11 protein-coding genes are annotated in these 20,929 nt (G+C 68.3%); 2 read left to right on the top strand and 9 right to left on the bottom strand.

From position 1 onward, the window contains the following. Positions 1-100: 100 nt before the first annotated feature. From FHW81_RS23600 to FHW81_RS23585, 4 genes are read right to left on the bottom strand one after another with little or no spacing between them, the layout of a single operon-like run. A complete protein-coding gene (locus tag FHW81_RS23600) occupies positions 101-1,288 on the bottom strand; it encodes an HlyD family efflux transporter periplasmic adaptor subunit (protein ID WP_003102741.1) in 1,188 nt (395 codons plus the stop codon). Continuing rightward, positions 1,278-3,449: a type I secretion system permease/ATPase gene (locus FHW81_RS23595; RefSeq protein WP_009876279.1), complete on the bottom strand. Its 2,172-nt coding sequence runs from the start codon at positions 3,447-3,449 to the stop codon at positions 1,278-1,280. Before FHW81_RS23595 ends, FHW81_RS23600 begins: the two co-directional genes overlap by 11 nt. Next, positions 3,439-4,716 carry a TolC family protein gene (locus FHW81_RS23590; protein ID WP_003102743.1) on the bottom strand — a complete coding sequence of 426 codons (1,278 nt, stop codon included), beginning with the start codon at positions 4,714-4,716 and terminating at the stop codon, positions 3,439-3,441. The genes FHW81_RS23595 and FHW81_RS23590 overlap by 11 nt, the downstream gene beginning before the upstream one ends. Next, positions 4,716-12,860, bottom strand: coding sequence for an Ig-like domain-containing protein (locus FHW81_RS23585; protein WP_121417833.1), 8,145 nt, complete (start codon positions 12,858-12,860; stop codon positions 4,716-4,718). The genes FHW81_RS23590 and FHW81_RS23585 overlap by 1 nt, the downstream gene beginning before the upstream one ends. Positions 12,861-13,360: 500 nt before the next feature. Between FHW81_RS23585 and FHW81_RS23580 the strand changes: the two genes are divergently transcribed. Beyond that, positions 13,361-14,383, top strand: a complete 1,023-nt coding sequence (locus FHW81_RS23580) for a transporter (RefSeq protein WP_003088098.1) — start codon at positions 13,361-13,363, stop codon at positions 14,381-14,383. A 60-nt stretch (positions 14,384-14,443) separates the two neighbouring features. Continuing rightward, positions 14,444-15,235, top strand: a complete 792-nt coding sequence (locus FHW81_RS23575) for an EcsC family protein (protein WP_023116614.1) — start codon at positions 14,444-14,446, stop codon at positions 15,233-15,235. 114 nt (positions 15,236-15,349) lie between these two features. Here FHW81_RS23575 and lasA read toward each other — a convergent pair whose 3' ends face one another. The 5 genes from lasA to FHW81_RS23550 form a co-directional block, all read right to left on the bottom strand. Further along, positions 15,350-16,606: an elastinolytic metalloprotease LasA gene (gene lasA, locus FHW81_RS23570; protein WP_003120216.1), complete on the bottom strand. Its 1,257-nt coding sequence runs from the start codon at positions 16,604-16,606 to the stop codon at positions 15,350-15,352. Positions 16,607-16,887: 281 nt separating this feature from the next. After that, positions 16,888-17,313 carry a hypothetical protein gene (locus tag FHW81_RS23565; RefSeq protein WP_003120217.1) on the bottom strand — a complete coding sequence of 142 codons (426 nt, stop codon included), beginning with the start codon at positions 17,311-17,313 and terminating at the stop codon, positions 16,888-16,890. A 282-nt stretch (positions 17,314-17,595) separates the two neighbouring features. Further along, positions 17,596-17,835, bottom strand: a complete 240-nt coding sequence (acpP, locus tag FHW81_RS23560; protein WP_003106681.1) for an acyl carrier protein — start codon at positions 17,833-17,835, stop codon at positions 17,596-17,598. A gap of 167 nt (positions 17,836-18,002) precedes the next feature. Further along, on the bottom strand, positions 18,003-20,333 hold the full coding sequence (gspD, locus tag FHW81_RS23555; RefSeq protein ID WP_031629691.1) for a type II secretion system secretin GspD: 2,331 nt from the start codon (positions 20,331-20,333) through the stop codon (positions 18,003-18,005). Continuing rightward, positions 20,320-20,847 carry a type VI pilus biosynthesis protein gene (locus FHW81_RS23550; RefSeq protein ID WP_003113617.1) on the bottom strand — a complete coding sequence of 176 codons (528 nt, stop codon included), beginning with the start codon at positions 20,845-20,847 and terminating at the stop codon, positions 20,320-20,322. Before FHW81_RS23550 ends, gspD begins: the two co-directional genes overlap by 14 nt. Between the last annotated feature and the right edge of the window lie 82 nt (positions 20,848-20,929).

Here is a 20,929-nt window from a genome sequence, read left to right as displayed (position 1 = left end):
CCGCCCGGGCAGCGTTACCAGCGCCACCGCCTACGTAGCTCGCCATGGCTACAGGGAAGCGGCTGGCACGTTTCCACCGACCGGGCCTGTCCTGCACGCCTCAGTAAAGGCGCGCCTTGATCAGCGGCCGCAGCAGGTAGTTGAGCACGCTGCGCTTGCCGCTGAGGATGTCCACCTCGGCGACCATCCCCGGAATGATCGGCAACACCTCCTCGCCGCGCTTCAACTGGCTGCCATCGGTCTTGATCAGCACCTGGTAGTAGGACTCCTTGCCATGCGGGGTGTCCTCCTCGATGGTGTCGGCACTGATCTGCTCCAGGGTGCCCTTGAGGTCGCCGTAGATGGTGTAGTCGTAGGCGGTGATCTTCACCTTGGCCGGCATGCCGGGAACCAGGAAGGCCACGTCGCGCGGCTTGATCTTCGCCTCCACCAGCAGACGCTCCTCTACCGGGATCACTTCCATGATCGGCTCGCCGGGCTGGATCACCCCGCCGCGGGTGTTGATCAGCACGGTGTTCACCCGCCCGCGCACTGGCGACAGGATCTCGGTGCGGCGCAACTGGTCCTGGCGCTGCTGGACGATCGGTTCCAGGGCGCTGAGATCGGCCTTGCGCTGGGCGCGCTCGGTATAGGCATCCTGGAAATAGGTGCTTTTCAGCTCGGTCAGCTTGCCGCTGAGGGTGGCGATGTCCTGGCTCAGCTTGAGCGCCTCCATCTGGCTCACCGCACGCTTGGCCACCAGCGGGCGAACCAGGTCGAGCTGGCTCTGCGCCAGGTGAATCTGCCGCTGGATCGCCTGGGTGCCCTCCACCAGTTTGTCGCGGCGCGACTTGAACAGCTCGCGTTCGGAACGCGCCAGCGGCCCCTCGGGATCGACGTCCGGCGGGAACTCGATGCTCTTCTTGCCTAGCACCTCGGCGTCGAGCCGGGCAATGGCCGCGCGCAGCACGCTGGCCTGGTTCGCCGACTCCTGGAAGTTGGTGAGGAAGCGCGTCTCGTCGAGGCGCACCAGCGGCTGGCCGACTTCCACCAGGTCGCCCTCCTTCACCAGCAGGCGGTCGAGGATGCCGCCCTCCAGGCTCTGGATCTTCTGGATGCGGCTGAACGGCACGACCCGACCGTCGCCGCGGGTCACCTCGTCCAGTTGCGCCCAGGCCGCCCAGCCGATGAACAGCAGCACGCAACCGAGCAGGGTCCAGAGCAGCGGCCGGTAGACCGGGTGGGTAGCCGCCAGCAACGGGTCGGCCAGTTGCCGGCGCAGGGCGGCGGCGTCGCGGTCAGAGTCCATGGTTGCCTCCTTCGGCGGCCTGCGGTGCCTGTACCTGGTTGCCCTGCACCACCTGCTCCAGCGGGCCGTCCATGATCACCCTGCCCTGGCGCAGGACCACCGCACGCTCGACCAGGGCGAGCATGCTTTTCTTGTGGGTGGTGATGACCAGGGTGCGCTTGCCCAACCATTGCTGCAGGTAGTCGATGACCTGTTTCTCGCTGCCCTGGTCGAAGGCCGCGGTCGGCTCGTCGAGCAGCAGGATCGGAGGGTCCTGTAGCAGCACCCGGGCCAGCCCGACGGCCTGGCGCTGGCCGCCGGACAGGCTGGCGTTGCCCTGGATCGGCATGTCCAGCCCCAGCGGGTGGCCGCGGACGAAGGCGCCCAGGCCGACCCCGTCGAGGGTCTCCAGCAGTTCCTCGTCGCCCAGCGCGGCGTTCTCCAGGTTGAGGTTGTCGCGCAGGCTGCCATGGAACAGCGCCACGTCCTGCGGCAGGTAGCCGATACCGCGCTGGCGGTCGGCCGGGTCGATCTGGGTCAGGCTGACGTCGTCCAGCAGCAGGCGTCCCGCCTGCGCGTCGAGCAGGCCGCTGAGCAGGCGCAGCAGGGTCGACTTGCCGGCGCCGTTGCCGCCGAGCAGCGCCACCCGCTCGCCGGCGCGGATGTTCAGGGCCTGCACGTCGACCACCGGCGGGCTGTCGCCGTGGGCCAGGCGCACGCCCTCCAGGCGGTAATGCCCCTGCAGGCGCTCCTTGTGCACGAAGCGCTTGCCCTGGGGTCGCTCCTGCTCGGCGCTCATCAGTTGGTCGAGGCCTTCCATCGCCACCTTGGTGTGCTGCCAGCGACCGAGGATGCCGGCCGCCTGCGACAGCGGTGCGATGGCCCGCGAGGCGAGGATCGAGCAGGCCACCAGGCCGCCGACGGTCATCGCGCCCTCGCTGATCCGATAGACGCCGAAGACCACCACGCCGACGTAGCAGAGCTGCTGGACGATGCTCGCCGAGTAGCTCAGGGTCGAGGCCAGGGTATGGGTCTTCATCGCCGTGCCGGCCAGTTCGCCGGTCAGGGTTTCCCATTGGTGCAGGCAGCGGCCTTCGGCGCGGGTCGCCTTGACCGTCTCCAGGTGTTCGAAGGCTTCCAGCAGCACGCCGTTCTTCATCGCCCCTTCGCGCAGGTTCTGCCGCGACAGGTGGCCGAGCAGGCGCTGGGTCAGCAGCCCCGGCAGGATCATCAGCACGCAGGCCACCAGCGGCACCCAGACCACATGGCCGCCGATCACGGCGATGATCAGCAGGAAGATCGCCACGAACGGCAGGTCGCTGATCAGCGCCGCGCTGGACGAGGTAAAGAACTCGCGCACCGACTCGAACTCCCGCACCTGGGTACTGAAGGCGCCCATCGACGCCGGCTTGGCGGCGACCCGGGTGCTCAGCACGCGGGAGAACAGCAGGGTCGAGAGTTGCAGGTCGAGGCGCTTGCCGAGCACGTTGAGCAGGTGGCCGCGCATGATCCGCAGGACACCGTCGAGGACGATCGCCAGGGCCACGCCGCTGGCGAGGATCCACAGGGTGTCGAAGGCCGCGTTGGGCACCACGCGGTCGTAGACCTGCATGGCGAACAGTGCCGAGGCGACCGCCAGGACGTTGGCCACCAACGCTGCGGCGGCGACCTCGGCGTAGGAACGCCAGAGCCGCTTGAGCGGGCCGAAGAACCAGTGTTCGGGCAAGGCGCTGGCGTAGTCGCCGACCCGCCCGTCCGGGCGGTAGCGGCACTTGGCGAAGATCGCCGTGCCGCTGTACAGCGCTTCCAGCTCGGCCAGCGGCATCCTCTGGCTTCCGCCGTCGCTCTGCGGTACCAGCACCTCGGCATGCTCGCCGTCGTTGCCCACCAGCACCAGGGCGCGGCCGTCGTCGAGCAGCAGCAGGGCCGGCAGCAGGTAGCGATCGATCCGGCGCAACGGCTGGCGGGTGACCTGGGCAGTGATGTCGGCGCGGCGCAACGCGCGGGCCACCAGGTGCAACGGCAGGCGACCGTGCTCCAGCGGCATGCCGTCCACCAGTTCAGCGTCGCCGAGCGGTCGGCCAAGCTGCCGGCAGAGCAGCAACAAGCCCTGGCGCAACGGGTCGACGATGGGGTCGTGGTTGAGGATCACGACGTTATCCGGGGTTTTCTCAGCTTCCATGATTCAGCCGGTTCTCCAATAGCGGACCCAACAGGCCGACTTGCGCGGCCGCCCGATACTCGATGCGCTTGCGTTCGATCCGCAGGTTGATCAGTTGCCGCTCTGCCTCGAACCGCTCGCGCTGCACGTTGAGCAGGTCGATCACGTCGCGCCGGCCAACCTCGAACTGTTCGCGATACAACTCGCCGACCTGCTCCGACTCGGTCACCTGCTGGGTCAGCGACTGTTCTCGCCAGCGCAGCGTGTCGCCGTTGTCGAAGAGGTTCTGCAGTTGCCGGCGGATGTCGCGCTGCATCGCGTCGGCGCTCCATTTCGCCGACTCCAGGCGCTGCTGCGCGGCGGTCGGCCGGCGGAAGTTGGAAAGCCCCTGGAAGGTGTCCATGCGGAAGCGCAGGGATACCACCGAGTCGCTTTCCGGATGCCCGCCGATCTCCCGGCGCAGCGCGCTGGCCTCCAGGTTCAGTTGCGGCAGCAGCGACGCCTTGGCCTCGCGGACCTCGGCCTCGGCGACATTGGCGTCCTCCAGGGCCTTGCGCTGCAAAGGCGATTCGCGGATCACCCGCGCCATATCGCTGGCCGCCAGGTAGCGTTGCAGCGACATCGGCTCGGGCTCCACCAGGTCGGCGGGCTCCTGGCCGACCAGGATCGCGTACTGGTTGCGCGCGTCCTGCAGGTTGCCCTTCTCCAGCGACAACTGCTCCTGGGCCCGCGACAGTTCCAGATTGGCGCGATCCAGCTCGCTGCGGTCGGCGTAGCCGTCGCCGCCGCGCGCCTGGGTCATCTCGCGGATGCCGTCGAGGCGCTGGATGTGTTCGCGCACCGCCTCCACCCGGCGCTCCGAGGCAAGCACGTCGAGGTAGGTCTCGACGATATCCAGCGCCGCATCGTCGCGCGCCACCAGCACCGCCTCGGACAGCTTGCGCTGGGTCGCGCTGGCGCTGTCGACCTTGCTCGTCACCCGACCCCAGTCGTACAGCATCTGCGACGCGGTGAGATCGTAGACGATCTCGCCGAAGTCGAACTCCTGCGGCCCCCCGGACATTGTCACGGAGGGGTAGTACCCCCCTTTGGCCATCTCCACCTCGGTGCCTGCACGGTCCGCTTCGGCCATCGCGGATCGTACTTCCGGGTGGATCGCCAGCCCTGCCCTGACCGCCTGGTCGAGGGGCATGGCCGACGCGAACATCGGCAGACCCAGGGAAAGGAGCCAGATGGCTCCCTTCCCATGCCGCCGTCCCTTGCGCGCGTACTGCCTGCGCCCGCGCATCAGACCACGACCTGTACCGTGTTGTCCTCGATCAGCAGGGTGGTACTGCCGAAGGTGTAGACGTCGTAGGTAATGCCGTTGATCAGTTGCGTGGTACCGGTATTCACCGCGCCCACCACGTTCAGGGTGTCGTTGTTCTCGCCGGTGATCTGCAACGTGTTGTTGGCATCGGTGATGGCATCCACCTCCGCCGCGGTCAGGGTCAGCACGCTACCCGAATCGCCCTTGCCGAGGTCGATGCGCTCGAGGTTGCTGAGCGTGCCGACGCCGACGGCGTTGTAGTCGAGGTCGATGCCGTTGGCCAGGACCAGGGTGTCGAACCCGGCGCCGCCATCGATGCTGACGAAATCGGTCGCGGTGATCTGGATGGTGTCGTTGCCGTTGCCGGCCACCACGTGATCGCCGGTGCCCACGTTGAAGATCAGGTCGCTGCCGTCGCCACCGTTGATGTGCTCCGAACTGCCGTTGGCGCCGGACAGCACGTCGTCGCCGGAAGTACCGTTGACATCGATCTGGCCGATATTGAGCGACAGTCCGTTGGGGGTCAGGGTGATCCCGTAGGCGGCGCTGTCGTTGCCATTGGAGTCGGTGGACACCAGGTTGAACGAGATCTGCGAGCCGAGGTTGAGGATGTCGGTGATGTTCAGCCCCAACTGGGTGAGGATGGTCGGGCTCAGCAGGTTCAGCGAGAAGTTTCCGGACGAATCCGCCTGGATCGGCAGCAATTCGACGTTCAACGCCGGGGTGATGACCCGGATCACCACGCTGGAGTCAGGCTCGGTGGTTCCGCTGAAACCGAAACGCGGGTTCAGCGGGTTGAGGCTGACGTCGAGGCCGAAGTTGCCGATGGTCACCGGTTGCTCGATGCTGGTGCCGACGCCGATGCTCGCCGTGTTGCTCGGGTTGCCGGCCGGGTCGCGTCCGACCACCGACACCTGGGCATTGAGCAACTGGTCCCAACTGAAGTCGATGTCCAGGTCGGTGAGCAGGTTCAGCGACGCCAGCCCGCTGTTGTCGGCGGTCACCGTGGCGGTGGCGGTCACCCCGCCGACGTCGACGGTCACCGTCAACTCGGTCCCTGGCTCCGCCGAGATGGTCAGGATGTTGCCGACCAGGGACAGCACCGGGGTCGCCGGCGGAATGGTGTCGATGGTGAACGGCACCGGGGTCGACGCGGTGCCGCCGTTGATGTCGGCGGTGACGGTCGAGGCGCCCTCCGGGAACGGGCCCATGCCGCCGGGAGGCGTCAGGGTCAGGGTCAGGTTGCCGGCGGCGATGTCGCCGGCGGTGAGGGTATGGCTGACCTCGGCCTCGTAGCCGTTCTGCCCGGCGAACTTGACCGTGACCACCTGGCCGACCTGCATGGTCGGACGGACCGTCACATCGACCTGGATGCCGTCGCCGATCTCCGCGGCGTTGATCCAGGTATCGGCGGCTTCCGGCACGCTGATGGTCGGCGGCGCCAGGTCCGGCGCGTTGATGGTGGCCGGCCCGCTGACGTTGCCGGCGGCGTCCACGGCAACCCCGGCGATCAGTTCGCCGGTGATCAGCGGCGGCGCGAACGGCAGGCTGAAGTTGCCGGCGCCGTCGACGGTGACCGTGATCGGGTTGGCGGTGTCGCCGTTGACCACGATACGCACCTGACTGTTCGGCTCGGCGGTGCCGGTCAGCAGCGCGCCGTCGGCGCTGATGCTCAGCAGCGGAGCGGACGGCGCCACCGAGTCCACCGTGGTGCTGGCCGGACCGCTGGCGTTGCCCGCGGCGTCTTCGGCGACGGCGTTGATCACCGTACCGTTGGCCAGCGGCGTGCCGGGGGTGAAGGTCCAGTTGCCACTGCCGTCGGCGGTGGTCTCGCCGATCGGGTTGCCGTTGCCGTCGGTGAGGATCACTTTGGCGCCGACCTCGGCGGTGCCGGTGATCACGCTGCCGTTGCTGGCATTGATCACCGGCGTGGCCGGCGCCACCGTATCCACCGTGGTGCTGGCCGGACCGCTGGTATTGCCGGCCGGGTCCTGGGCCACGGCGTTGACCACCGTGCCGTTGGCCAGCGGCGTGCCCGGTGTGAAGGTCCAGTTGCCGCTACCGTCGGCGAGGGTCTGGCCGATCGGGTTGCCATTGCCATCGGTGAGGATCACCCGGACGCCGGGTTCGGCGGTGCCGCTGAGTTCGACACCATTGCTCGGGTCGATCACCGGGGTGGCCGGGGCCACCGCGTCCACCGTGGTGCTGACCGGACCGCTGGTGTTGCCGGCGGCGTCCTGGGCCACCGCATTGATCACCGTGCCGTTGGTCAGCGGTGTGCCCGGAGTGAAGCTCCAGTTGCCGCTGCCATCGGCGGTGGCCTGCCCTATCGGGTTGCCGCCGCCGTCGGTGAGGATCACCGTGGCCCCGGCTTCGGCGGTACCGCTGATCACCGTACCGTTGCTCGGATCGAGCACCGGGGTGGCCGGGGCTACCGAGTCCACCGTGGTGCTGGCCGGGCCGCTGGCGTTGCCGGCGGCGTCCTGGGCCAGCGCATTGATCACCGAGCCGTTGGCCAGCGGCGTGCCGGGCGTGAAGCTCCAGTTGCCGCTGCCGTCGGCGGTGACCTGGCCGATCGGGTTGCCGTTGCCGTCGGTGAGGATCACCGTGGCCCCGGCTTCCGCCGTACCGCTGATGACGACTCCATTGCTCGGATCGATCACCGGCGCCGGCGGGGCGATGGCATCGACGGTGACGCTGGCCGGACCGCTGGTATTGCCGGCCGGGTCCTGGGCCACGGCGTTGATCACCGTGCCGTTGGCCAGCGGGGTGCTCGGGGTGAACGTCCAGTTGCCGCTGCCGTCGGCGGTGGCCTGGCCGATCGGGTTGCCGCCGCCATCGGTGAGGATCACCGCCGCACCGGCTTCCGCGGTACCGGCGATCACGCTGCCGTTGCTCGGGTCGATCACCGGCGCGGCCGGCGCCACCGAGTCCACCGTGGTGCTGGCCGGGCCGCTGGTGTTGCCGGCAGCGTCCTGGGCCACCGCATTGACCACCGTGCCATTGGCCAGCGGCGTGCCGGGCGTGAAGCTCCAGTTGCCGCTGCCATCGGCGGTGACCTGGCCGATCGGGTTGCCGTTGCCGTCGGTGAGGATCACCGTGGCACCAGCCTCGGCGGTACCGGCGATCACGCTACCGTTGCTCGGATCGATCACCGGGGCTGCTGGCGCCAGCGAGTCGACGGTGGCGCTGGTGGGACTGCTGTTGTTGCCGGCGGCGTCCTGGGCTAGCGCATTGATCACCGTGCCATTGGCCAACGGCGTAGCGGGCGTGAAGGCCCAGTTGCCGCTGCCGTCGGCGGTGACCTGGCCGATCGGGTTGCCGTTGCCGTCGGTGAGGATCACCGTGGCCCCGGCTTCCGCCGTACCGCTGATGACGACTCCGTTGCTCGGATCGATCACCGGCGCCGGCGGGGCGATGGCATCGACGGTGACGCTGGCCGGACCGCTGGTGTTGCCGGCCGGGTCCTGGGCCACGGCGTTGATCACGGTGCCGTTGGCCAGCGGGGTGCCCGGGGTGAACGTCCAGTTGCCGCTGCCGTCGGCGGTAGCCTGGCCAATCGGGTTGCCTCCGCCATCGGTGAGGATCACCGTCGCGCCAGCCTCCGCGGTACCGCTTATCTCGGTGCCGTTGCTCGGATCGATCACCGGCGCCGCCGGGGCCACGCCATCCACCGTGATCACCGCCGGCGCACTGTCGACATTGCTTGGGCTGCGCGCCACCACGTTGACCACCGTGCCATCCGGCAGCGGGATGCCTGGAGTGAAGGACCAGTTGCCGCTGCCGTCGGCGGTGACCTGGCCAATCGGGTTGCCGTTGCCATCGGTGATGATGATGGTGTTGCCGGCGTCCGCGGTGCCGCTGATCACCGAACCGTTGCTCGGATCCACCTGCGGGATCGACGGCAGCGAGGAATCCACCGTCGTGGTAGCGGGAGCGCTGGTATTGCCGGCGGCGTCGCTCGCGGTCACGTTGACCACGGTGCCGTTGGGTAGTTGCGAGCCGGGCGTGAAGCTCCAGTTGCCGCTGCCATCGGCGGTGGTCTGGCCGATCGGGTTGCCGTTGCCGTCGGTCAAGGTCACGGTGCTGCCCGGCTCGGCGGTACCGTTGAGCAGGTTGCCGTTGCTCGGATTGACCACAGGCGTGTTCGGCGCCACCGCGTCCACGGTAGTGCTGCCCTGCGGGCCGGTGTTGCCCGCAGGGTCCTGGGCCACGGCGTTGACCACCGTGCCGTTGGCCAGCGGCGTGGCGGGCGTGAAGGTCCAGTTGCCGCTGCCGTCGGCGGTGGTTTCGCCGATCGGGTTGCCGTTGCCGTCGGTGAGGATCACCTTGGCCCCGGCCTCCGCGGTGCCGCTGATGGTCGTGCCGTTGCTCGGATCGATCACCGGCGCCGGCGGCGCCACCGCGTCCACCGTGGTGGCGGCCTGCGGGCCGGTATTGCCGGTCGGGTCGGTGGCCGTGGCGACGATCACCGTGCCGTTGGCCAGCGGCGTGCCCGGCGTGAAGCTCCAGTTGCCGCTGCCGTCGGCGGTGACCTGCCCTATCGGGTTGCCGCCGGCATCGGTGAGGGTCACGGTGGCACCGGCCTCGGCGGTGCCGCTGATGACGACGCCGTTGCTCGGGTTGATCACCGGCGCCGGCGGCGCGCTGGAATCGACGGTCACCGTCGCCGGCGGGCTGCTGTTACCGGCGGCGTCCTCGGCCACCACGTTGACCACAGTACCGTTGGCGATCGGCGTGGACGGGGTGTAGGTCCAGTTGCCGCTGCCGTCGGCGGTGACCTCGGCGATCGGATTGCCGTTGCCGTCGGTGAGGATCACCGTGCTGCCCGGTTCCGCAGTGCCGCTGAGGCTGCTGCCATTGCTCAGGTTGACGGTCGGCGTGGCCGGCGCGATGGCGTCCACGGTAGTGCTGCCCTGGCCGCCGGTATTGCCGGCCGGGTCGGTAGCGGTGGCGTTGACCACGGTTCCATCCGCCAGCGGCGTGGACGGGGTGAAGCTCCAGTTGCCGCTGCCGTCGGCGGTGACCTGCCCGATCGGATTGCCGCTGCCATCGGTCAGGGTCACGGTGGCGCCCGGTTCGGCGGTGCCGCTGATCTCCGCGCCGTTGCTCGGATTGACCACCGGCGCGGCCGGCGCCACCGAGTCCACGGTGGTGCTGGCCGGAGCGCTGGTATTGCCGGTCGGGTCGCTGGCCGTGGCGTTGACCACGGTGCCGTTAGCCAGCGGCGTGCCCGGCGTGAAGCTCCAGTTGCCACTGCCGTCGGCGGTGACCTGGCCTATCGGGTTGCCGTTGCCGTCGGTCAGGCTCACGGTGGCGCCCGGCTCGGCGGTGCCGCTGAGCGTGGTGCCGTTGCTCGGGTTGAGCACCGGCGCCGCCGGGGCTTGCGAGTCCACGGTGACGCTGGCGCCCGGGCTGCTATTGCCGGCGGCGTCCTGGGCCACCACGTTGACCACGGTGCCGTTGGCGATCGGCGTGGACGGGGTGTAGGTCCAGTTGCCGCTGCCGTCGGCGGTGACCTCGGCGATCGGATTGCCGTTGCCGTCGGTGAGGATCACCGTGCTACCCGGTTCCGCAGTGCCGCTGAGGCTGCTGCCGTTGCTCAGGTTGACGGTCGGCGTGGTCGGCGCCACGCCATCGACGGTGGTGCTGCCCTGGCCGCTGGTGTTGCCCGCCGGATCGGTGGCCGTGGCGTTGACCACGGTTCCATCCGCCAGCGGCGTGGACGGGGTGAAGCTCCAGTTGCCGCTGCCGTCGGCGGTGACCTGCCCGATCGGGTTGCCGTTGCCATCGGTCAGGGTCACGCTGCTGCCCGGCTCGGCGGTGCCGCTGAGCGTGGTGCCGTTGCTGGGGTTGATCACTGGCGTGGCCGGGGCTACCGAGTCCACGGTGACACTGCTGCCCGCACTGGTGTTGCCGGAGGCGTCGGTGGCCGTGGCGTTGACCACGGTGCCGTTGGGCAACGGCGTGGTCGGAGTGAAGCTCCAGTTGCCGCTGCCATCGGCGGTGACCTGCCCGATGGGATTGCCGTTGCCATCGGTCAGGGTCACGGTGGCGCCCGGCTCGGCGGTGCCGCTGAGCGTGGTGCCGTTGCTCGGGTTGACCACTGGCGTGGCCGGTGCCACGGCGTCCACGGTGACGCTGGCCGGCGAACTGGCGTTGCCGGACGGGTCGGTAGCCGTGGCGTTGACCACCGTGCCGTTGGGCAACGGCGTGCTCGGGGTGAAGGTCCAGTTGCCGCTGCCGTCGGCGGTGACCTGGCCAATCGGGTTGCCGTTGCCGTCGGTCAGGGTCACGGTAGCGCCCGGCTCGGCGGTGCCGCTGAGGGTCGTACCGTTGCTCGGATCGACGGTGGGCGTGGCCGGCGCGACGGCATCCACGGTAACACTGGCCGGCGGACTGCTGTTGCCGGCGGCATCCCTGGCCACCACGTTGACCACGGTACCGTCCGGCAGCGGGGTGGACGGCGTGAAAGACCAGTTGCCGTTGGCATCGGCGGTGGTCTGGCCGATCGGATTGCCATTGCCGTCGGTCAGGGTCACGCTGCTGCCCGGTTCGGCAGTCCCGCTGAGTTCGCTGCCGTTGCTCGGCTCGACCACCGGCGCGTTCGGCGCCACGCCGTCGACGGTGATGGAGGTCGCCGGGCTGCTGTTGCCGGCGGCGTCCCTGGCCACCACATTGACCACGGTGCCATCCGGCAGTTGGCTACCGGGGGTGAAGCTCCAGTTGCCGTTGGCATCGGCGCTGGTCTGGCCGATCGGATTGCCGTTGCCGTCGGTGATCACGATGGTCACGCCCGCTTCCGCCGTACCGCTGAGGACGCTGCCGTTGCTGGCATTGACCTGGGGCGCGTCGGGGAAGTCGGGAGCTTCGGCGGTGACCGGGGTGCTGCTGTTGCCGGCCGGGTCGGTAACGATCACCGTCACCGTCTCGCCATTGGTCAGCGGCGGGTTCAGCGGGACCTCGAAGCTGCCGCCGGGGCCGACCACCACGGTGGTGTCCGGCTGGCCGTCGCCATCGGTGTCGACACCGACGGTGGCGCCCGGCTCTGCGTTGCCGGTGACGCTGCTGCCGTCCGGCGCCACCTGCACGTCGGTGGCCGGCGCCGGGGCTGTGGTGTCCGGCGCCTCGACGGTCACCGGGGTGCTGTTGTTGCCGGCCGGGTCGGTAACGATCACCGTCACCGTCTCGCCATTGGTCAGCGGCGGGTTCAGCGGAACCTCGAAGCTGCCGCCGGGGCCGACCACCACGGTGGTGTCCGGCTGGCCGTCGCCGTCGGTATCGACGCCCACCGTCGAGCCGGGTTCGGCCTTGCCGGTGACGCTGCTGCCGTCCGGCGCCACCTGCACGTCGGTAGCCGGCGCCGGGGCGGTAGTGTCCGGAGCGGTGACCTGGGCCGGCGGGCTGGCGTTGCCAGCCGGGTCAGTGACCACCACGGTGACCGTCTGGCCATTGGTCAGCGGCGGGTTCAGCGGAGCGGTGAAATTGCCGTTGGCATCGGCGATCACGGTGAGGTCCGGCTTGCCGTCGCCATTGGTATCGATGCCGACGCTCGCGCCGGCCTCGGCCTGGCCGCTGATGCTGCTGCCGTCAGGCGCTATCTTCAGGCCGCTGGCCGCCTTCGGCGGAGTGGTGTCCGGGGGCACCGAAGAACCGCCGCCGCCACCGCCACCGCTGCTGTTGGAAATCGCCACCCCGGCGCCGATGGCCGCCGCACCGACCAGCAGCGCAGTCCCTGCGCTCATGCCACCGAGCACACCGGCGCCGGTCAGCGACTCGAAACCGGCCAGGCTTTCCTGCGGGATGTAGCCGGCCATCAGCGGCCCGTCGGCGGCGACCGGCGGCAGGTCTACCGCCACCAGCTTGTCCTTGTCGGCCAGGAACAGCTGGCTGGAAGGCTGGCCTTCCGCATAGAAGTTGGCGATGCGTACGCTTTCCCCGGTCTTCAGCTGGACGATCAGGTCCGAACCGCTCTTCGAGTATCCCGCCACCGACTCCGGTGCGACATCGAGCGCGACATTACTGCTCTGGGAGAGTTTGAGTATCCCGTTTTCCGGAACCTCGACGGCAGCCGCAGAAGAAATACTCTGATCGATAGGGGTAACTTTCGCCTGGATCGACATTTCCGACATTCCTCTTGTCAAGCAGCGACCGAACGGCCGCACCATGTAATCCAGAAATAGCAGCTTTTAAATAAAAGGCGAGTCTGACTTTATATATAACGACTAAGAAAACCCCCATGAAAAATTCAATTTAGATAACCCCTGGAAAACATGCAGCCATTTAGCCATCACACGCCTATCTAATTGATAAACAATATATAATCAAAAAGTTATAATACTTTATAAACAACCCCCATCACCTGGCACGGCAAATCGACTAAATAACCCAGCGGGCAAATATCAGAACTCTACGATGCGTATTTCATAAAAAACCGGGAGAAATGAAATAGCACTTCCCGGCACCTCGTAGTTCGTCGGCGCGAGGCGACGGCAAGACGACCCCGACAGTTCCAACGGAAAGCATCGCCGGGCATCCCGCGAAGCGGCCTTCATCGTCCTGCAATCAAAGCGTCATCGTCACGATGCCAAGTTATCCAACCGATCCTCTCCCGCGAGCGACCATGCATCACGGTATCTCCCCGCCCCAGGACGCCGACCTGTTCGGCCTGATCTACGGTTTCCGTTTCCGCCCCGGCGAAGCGGGGCGGGAAATCGACTCGGCTACCGCCCTCGCCTGCCTGCGGCAGGCTCGCGAGGAGGCGCCGGACGAGTTCCTCTGGCTGCACCTGAACCTCGCCCATGCCGCCTGCGAGCGCTGGATGAAGAAGCATCTGGAACTGCCGGAGTATTTCTTCGAAAGCCTGCGCGAAGGCTCGCGCTCGACGCGCATCGAACACGTCGACTCGGCGCTGCTGGCAGTGGTCAACGACGTGGTCTTCAACTTCGGCCTGGTCTCCTCGGACGTGGCCACCCTGTGGGTCTGCGCCCGCGGCCGGCTGCTGGTCAGTGCACGAGCACAACCGCTGCGCTCGGTGGACAAGCTGCGCTCTTCGGTGAAGCACGGCGAACCTTTCCGTTCGCCCCTGCAGTTGCTGATCCACCTGTTGCGCGACCAGGGCGACGTGCTGACCCAGATCGTCCGCGAAACCAGCGTCGCAGTGGACCGCATCGAGGACCAGCTACTGGCCCTGCGCCTCTCCGCCAACCGCGCCGACCTCGGCGCCATGCGGCGCGTGCTGGTACGCCTGCAACGCCTGCTGGCGCTGGAGCCCGGTTCGCTGCTGCGCCTGCTCAACCGACCCCCGGAATGGCTACAGGATGCCGACCTGCGGGAGCTGCGCGAAGCCACCGAGGAGTTCTCCCTGGTGATCAGCGACCTGACCGCCCTGGGCGAACGGATCAAGCTGCTGCAGGAAGAGATCGCGGCCAAGCTCAACGAACAGAACAACCGCATCCTCTTCACCCTGACCATGGTCACGGTGCTGGCCCTGCCGATCAACATCGTCGCCGGCTTCTTCGGCATGAACGTCGGCGGGATTCCCTTCGCCGACGATCCTGAAGGCTTCTGGATCATGCTCGTGCTGGTCGCCAGCTTCACCTTCCTCGCCGGCCGCTGGGCCTTCCGCAAGCGCGGCGACTATTGAGCGTGGACAACGCCGGTGGACAGTGGTTAGGTTGACCGACCACCGTCAGCCGGACCTTCCATGAGCCTTTCCCCCGCCGATCTCAAGCAACTCCAGGCCGCCAAGAACCTGCTGGAGAACCCTGGACTCACCGCGCAACTCACCAGCCTGCTGGGCACGCCGATCGAATACGGCCTGAAGAAGCTGCCGCGGAAGGTCAACGAGAAGCTCGGTTCGGTGATCGAGGGAGCGCTGCTGAAAGTCGCCCGCTCGGCCACCGCCACTCTCCAGGAAAACGCCAGCGGTCAACCGGCGAACCGCCTGCATACCCTCGGCGCCGCCGTTTCCGGTGGCGTCGGCGGCTTCTTCGGGCCGCTGGCGATGCTGGTCGAGGTGCCGGTCACCACCGGCATCATCTTCCGTTCCATCGCCGACATCGCGCGCAGCGAGGGCGAGTCGATCAGGGACATGGACACCCTGATGGCCTGTATCGAAGTCTTCGCCCTCGGCGGCAAATCCGCCTCGGACGACGCGTCGGAGTCCGGCTACTACGCGGTGCGTACGGCGCTGGCCCAGCAGGTCAAGGCGGCCGCCGACTTCCTCGGCAAGGACGCCGGCAGCAAGAAGGCCGCGCCGATGCTCCTGGCCCTGGTGCGCAAGGTCGCCGAGCGCCTGGGCGTGCAGTATTCGGAAAAGCTTGCGGCGCAGATCGTGCCCATCGTCGGTGCCCTCGGCGGCGCGGCGATCAACACGGTGTTCATGAACCATTTCCAGGCCATGGCGCGCGGTCACTTCATCGTCCGCCGCCTGGAACGCCACTACGGCAAGGATGTGGTTCGCGACGCCTACGCCCTGCTGCCCCGGCGCGGCTGAGCATGCCGGCCCACGCGGTCAGCCTGGCGCCGGGCGCGGCGGCAGCGACGCGCCAGCTGTTCAGCGCCGTTTCGCTCGCGGCGGAGCCCGGCTGGAGCCGGGCCCCGCGCCGACTCAGAGCGCCAGGCCGGGGTTGTACAACGGACGGAAAGCGCAATGGGTGGTGCCGGCGCTCTGGTTGTAGAAATAGTAGCGGCGACAGTCGTTGTCGTAGTTGCTGGTGCCGACGTTGATCCGGTACGGACCGAAGCTGGCGCCCTGCAGGGAAACGAAGGCGCCGTTGTAGAGCAGCGAGAAATGCAGGTGCGGTCCGGTGGAGCTGCCACCCTCGCAGAGCGCGGTGTTGATGTTGCCGGCATAGACGCCGAGCTTGGTGTCGGCGCTGACCTGCTGGCCGTTGCTCACCTGGATCTGGTCCATATGGTAGTAGTTGGTGGCCCAGCCGCTGGGGTGGGTCACCCGTACCTGGCAGCGCGACAGCACCCGTACCGTACCGGCGTGGGCGGCGACCACGCTGTAGGTCGCACTGCCCCAGCGCGGCCAGTCGTAGGACGCATCGAAGGACGAGTACGGATAGCCCGAGCCGGTGTTCGAATGCGCTCCGTTGGGCTGCCAGGAATAGCCCTGGCGCCAGGGCAATTGCATCAGGTTGGATGGCGGCGCCAGCGCGGCCTTCGCCTGGAGTTGCCGGGCCACGCGGTTGCGCGGCTGCAGGAGTTCCGCGGCCGGGGTGCCGAACAGGCGCTGGAAGGTCTGCGCGTAGGCGCCGAGCGGATTGCCGCCTTGCACGGCGGAGGCCTTCGCCCCCTCTCGCAACAGACCGAGCAGCGCGGCCGATGCCGCGTTCAGGCCGTCCTCGCCGACGGCCTTGCGCGCAGCCGCCTGGCGCAACTGGTATTCCTCGAAACCGTAGTAGCGCCGCGACAACTGCTGCAACACGTCGCGGACCTGGGCATCGAAGCCGCGTTTCGCCGACAGCCGTCCCAGCGGCGCCGCCAAGGCGCGCTCGTCCGGCGCCCCCAACGGCCCGGATTGCATGACCATCAGGGTCAGCAACACTTTCGGGTTGATGCTGTAGTAGCCGCTCCAGTGCTCCAGGTATTCGCTCTTGTCGCGCAGCGCCGGCGCATTCACCGCCAGGTAGGCCTCGAGGTCGAACGCCTCGGCGTCGCGACCGTAGAGGAACAGGTCGTCATTCAGCGGTAGGGCCACGCTGGGCAGTTGCAACTGGCCGAGTAGCTCCGCCGAATAGCGGAAGGCCGGCAGGCCATCGTCATGGGCATTGGCCGTACCGCCCACGGCGAGCGCCAGCAAGACGAAGAGGAACGGCGAGCGCGGACTCGCCATCGCGCGGGATCTTTTGTGCTGCATGGGTAGCTCCTGGTCATCGAAGGGAAACCTTGAAAGCCAGCAGCCCGGCGACATCGCCTCCGACGGGATAGCCTGGTCCGCTCCGCCGGTATTTCGCCCAGGCCGGGTTGCACGCCGCAGGACCGTGCAACGCCGTCACCCGGGAAGACAACTATCAGCTTTTGCAGTAGATCCGGTGCCCCGCTCCGTCCGGCTGTAAAGCGTGCGGCAGCGCACTCCAACCGAGCCGAATCGATCACAGAACGCCAGGCGTCGGAAATACTTCGATACAGTCTGCGCGCTCAGCGTTCCTCGTCGGAGGAACCGTCGAGCGGATCACGACGCGCCAGCTCGGCCTCGTCGAGGCCGTGGCCGGCTCCGATCTCGTTGCCATGCACGACCCTCAGGCGCTTGTCCGCGGGCGATTCGCCGCCGCGCTCGGCCGGCGAGCGGGCGCCGCTTTCGTCGATCAGGGTTTCCGGCGCCAGATCGTCCATGCCGACGTTATCCTGGTAACCATCGTCCTCGTCCGGCTGCCCGCCAGCGTGGCCCGCCTCGCGTACCCGCCGCGAGGAAAATTCGGCCTCCACCTCGGCCTCGGGCCGCTCGTCGCCGATCCGCGCCTTACGCGCCTGGCGGCGCTCGTCGAAATCGAGCTCGCGCATCGAACCCATGCGGTCCTGGATATCATCGATTTCCTGGGGTGTTGTTTTCCGTCGTGTAGCCATGACGACCTCCGTTACGAATGGCGGGCACGCGCCGGGAATGGCACGCTGCCCTTGTTCGGTCGACCGGCGAGGCGCGGGAAGATTCAGGAAATCCAACCGACGGCGGCCGCCTCGCAATCGCGGCGGCGGGCAAAAAAAAGCCGGATCGGCCCGGGGCGGGCTGGACGATCCGGCGTAATCGAAGCGCGGGACGTCGCGCACCTTGCCGCCGGCACGGGCGGGAGGTGGCGCACAGCGTTTCGCAGGGAATGACCACGGCATCGGCCGGTGGTCCAGGGGGAGTCAGGTCGGCACGGCTTCCTCGAGATAGTCGATGGCCTGGCGCACGGTCTCGATCCGTTCCGCATCGTCATCGGCGATCTCGACGCCGAACTCCGCTTCCAGGGCCATGACCAGTTCGACTACCTCGAGCGACTCGGCACCGAAGTCGTTACGGAAGTCGCTGTCCAGCCGGATGTCGCATTCCTCCACGCCGAACCGGGCGGCTACCAGTTTCCTCACTCTGGTCTCGATGTCGTCCATGCATTGCGGTCCCACTGCCCGGCCCTGGAAAAAAGTGCGGCTACTAAAGCCTCCGTCCCCGCCAGCGACAACTGCCAGATCTGGCAGTGGCGCTGCGCTGGAGCGCGGCCGCCGCAGCGCGCCGGACAATCCGGTGGACGGAGCGCGACGCGAGGATTCGAAGTCCGTCACAGGGCGCTTCCCGGCGTATGCGCAATCACCCGCGCCTTCCCTCGCGGCAGGCTTTCGGGCAGTTCCGCCAGGGCCCGGCGTGCCTGCTCCGGGTCGAGGTAGTCGCCCCGCTCCACCGCGAACAGCTCCTGGCCATCGCGCAGTTCGCGGCGCAAACGCAACGACAGGCCCGGATGCCGCTCGATCAGCGCGCGCATGAAGGCTTCGCTGCTGCCCTCGACCAATCGCACGGCGTAGCGCTGGGGTGACGGCGGCTGCGGCGCGTGCGTGCCCTGGCGAACCTCCAGCACCTCGCCGCCGCGACCGTCGCCCAGGGACGCCGGGTCCGCCAGGCGCGGCTTCTCCATCAGCACCGGGGCTGGAGCCGGATAGCTGCGCGGCGAGCCAATAGGTGCCGGTGCGACCTGGGCGGCGGGACGCAGGTCGATGGCGCCGGCATCCTCGAACAGCGGGTGCGCCGGTTCGCCGGCGGCACCGCGCAGCAACTGGATGGAACGGTAACGGCCATGGCTGATGCGCTCCAGGCCGGCGGCATCGCGGACGATGCTCGGTCGCAGGAAGACCATCAGGTTGCGCTTCACCCGGGTCTCGCGGGACGAGCGGAACAGCCGGCCGACGCCGGGGATGTCGCCCAGCAGCGGTACCCGCGAATCGCTGCGCTGCAAGTCGTCCTGGATCAATCCACCGAGGACGATGACCTGGCCGTCGTCAGCCAGTACGGTGCTCTTGATCGAGCGCTTGTTGGTCACCAGGTCCACCGCCTTCGCCGCCAGGGTGGCGGTTGGCGCGATGGAGGATATTTCCTGCTCGATCTCCAGGCGCAGCATGCGGTCCTCGCCGATGTGCGGCGTGACCTTGAGGGTCACCCCGATATCCTTGCGCTCGACAGTGGTGAACGGATTGCTCGAACCGCTGGCGCTGGTGGTGTAGCTGCCGGTCTGGAACGGCACGTTCTGGCCGACCAGGATTTCCGCCTTCTGGTTGTCCAGGGTCAGCAGGCTCGGCGTCGACAGCAGGTTGCTGCGGCTATTGCGGCTCAGCGCGGTGACCAGTGCGCCGAAATCGCGACTGCCGAGGCCGACTATCGCACCGTCGGGCAGCTCTGCCGGCGGCTTGCCGGCCTGCAACGCGCCCAGCAGGGTGCCGATGGACAACCCGCTGTCGGCGAAGCCAGCGCCGCCGGCGACATGCCCGCTACGCAGCGCCCATTGCACCCCGAGGGCGTCGCCGATCTCGCCGGACAGCTCGACGATCGCCGCCTCCACCAGCAGTTGCGCGCGCGGCACGTCGAGCTGGCGGACGATGTCCTCGAGCAGGCCGACATCCTCCGGGTCGGCGAGGATCACCAGGGCATTCAGCGATTCGTCGGCGCGCACCAGCAGGCCGCGCTTGCCGCTTCCCCGGCCATCCTGGCCCCGCTCGCCGTGCAGCGATTCGCCGATCTCCCCGAGGGTGGCGGCAAGGGTCTTGGCGTCGCCATGGCGCAGGCGGATCACCCGGCTGTTCGCCGACCGCGACGAGGGGACGTCGAGCGACTGCGCCAGCCGCAGCAAGCGCGCTCGCGCCTGCGGCGGACCGAGCAGGACCAGGCGGTTGCTGCGGCTGTCGGCGAGGACCTGGACGGTGGCGGCGCTCTTCCCGGCGGCCGGGGTGACGCTGCGATCGAGCACCTCGGCGATTTCCGCGACCCAGGCATGGCGCATGTCGTAGATGCTGTAGTCATGTTCGCCGGCCCGGTCGAGGCTGCGCACGATCGCCTCGATGCGCTCGATGTTGGAGCGGCGGTCGCTGACGATCAGCGCGTTGGCCGACGGTACGGCGGCCAGATGGCCATGGGCCGGGACCAGCGGCCGGATCATCGGGATCAGTTCCGCCACCGAGGTCTGCTGCGCCTGGACCACCCGCGTCTCCAGGCTGCCCGGCCCATCGCGGACGGTCTTCTGCGCGGCGTCCTGGCGTGCCTCCATGTTCGGCACGATACGCGCCTGGTCGCCCTGCGGCAGCACTGCGTAGCCATGGGTGGCGAGCACCGAAAGGAACAGCTGGTAGACCTCCGCCAGGCTGAGCCGCGCCTGGGATACCACCGTGACCCGCCCCTTCACCCGCGGATCGACGACGAAGGTCTGGCCGCTGATGCTCGATACCTGCTCGATGAAGTCGCCGATCTCGGCATCCTTCATGTTGATCGTCCACTGCTCTTCCTCTTGCGCGGCGGCAGTCTCGGCAGGTGCCGGATGGACCGGCGGCGCCAGGCCGAGGACGGCCAGCGACAGGACCAGGAACAGCGGAGACAGGCGCTGGGCGGAACGGGTACTACAACGTGGCATGGGTGGTTTCTGCCCCTTCGGCTTTGGGGAAATACAGACGTTCTTCATAACCCTGGTCGCGCAGCACCACATGGTCGCGATGAACCGCCAGCAGCACGGTGCCGGGGCGCACTTCGGCGCCCGGCAGGAAGCGCTGCGAGCGCCCGGCCACCGCGATCAGCGCCGCCGAGCGGTCCTCGCGACGCGCCAGGAAGCAGGCCAGCAGGCGCAATTGCAGACGCTCGCCCGCCGTCGCGCCGCGCGGCGACGGAGCGCCACCGAACAAGCCGGCTAACGCCGCGCGCGGGGCCGCTGAAGGGTTGGCTGGCGGCGCCGGGGCCGCTGCGGCGGGCAATTCCGCCAGCTCGCGGCGCAGCGAGCGCGTCTGGCTGGCCAGGCTGGCGCTGAGCAACGCCAGCAGCAGCACGCAAAGCACAGCGGGCGCATGCCCGGCCAGGCTGCGCAGGGAAACGAAAGACGATGGAAGGTGACGCGACATGCAGCAGGCGGATTCCGGCAAACGGGCGCGCTGCATCGACGCGGCTCGCCCAGGGGCGGCGAGCATAAGGGATGGGGCTGCGGCCTACGGCCGCGAAAGGGCAAAACTGTTAAGGCTG

Source organism: Pseudomonas sp. RC10-4-2, from assembly GCF_050433085.1.
GTDB classification, from domain to species: domain Bacteria; phylum Pseudomonadota; class Gammaproteobacteria; order Pseudomonadales; family Pseudomonadaceae; genus Pseudomonas; species Pseudomonas aeruginosa.
Note: the sequence above shows the minus strand (reverse complement) of the source record. Positions and strands in the feature narration are given on the sequence as shown.